Origin of the sequence: Pseudoalteromonas sp. bablab_jr011, from assembly GCF_016464045.1 — a bacterium.
Taxonomy (GTDB): Bacteria; Pseudomonadota; Gammaproteobacteria; order Enterobacterales; family Alteromonadaceae; genus Pseudoalteromonas; species Pseudoalteromonas lipolytica.
Genome location: NZ_JACDWU010000190.1, coordinates 1 through 397 on the forward strand (window position 1 = coordinate 1; position 397 = coordinate 397).

Consider the following 397-nt stretch of genomic DNA (forward strand, 5'->3'; position numbering starts at 1 on the left):
CCGCTCAAGCGTATCTACATCCCTAAGAAAAACGGCAAGCTCAGACCTTTGGGTATCCCGTGTATGGTCGATAGAGCGCTGCAAGCGCTTCATCTTCTCGCACTAGAGCCTGTGTCAGAAACACTTGCTGACCCAAATAGTTACGGCTTTCGGCGCAACAGAAGTACTGCTGATGCTATTGCTCAGTGTTTTCTCTGTTTGAGTAAAAAGCAATCCGCTCAATGGGTTCTTGAGGGAGATATTAAAGCCTGTTTCGACAAAATTGGGCATCAATGGCTTATGAATAATATAGCTGTAGATAAACGAATGTTGGAACAATGGTTAAAGTCTGGTTTTATGGACAAAGGGCTGTTCTATCGCACTGACGAGGGAACACCACAAGGCGGGATCATATCTC

The 397-nt window shown here is 45.3% G+C and carries 1 protein-coding gene; it reads left to right on the top strand.

Going from position 1 to position 397, the window contains the following annotated elements:
- Nucleotides 1-397, top strand: a 397-nt coding sequence (locus tag JIG41_RS11185) for a reverse transcriptase domain-containing protein (RefSeq protein ID WP_249406646.1), incomplete at both ends; no start/stop codon positions are given.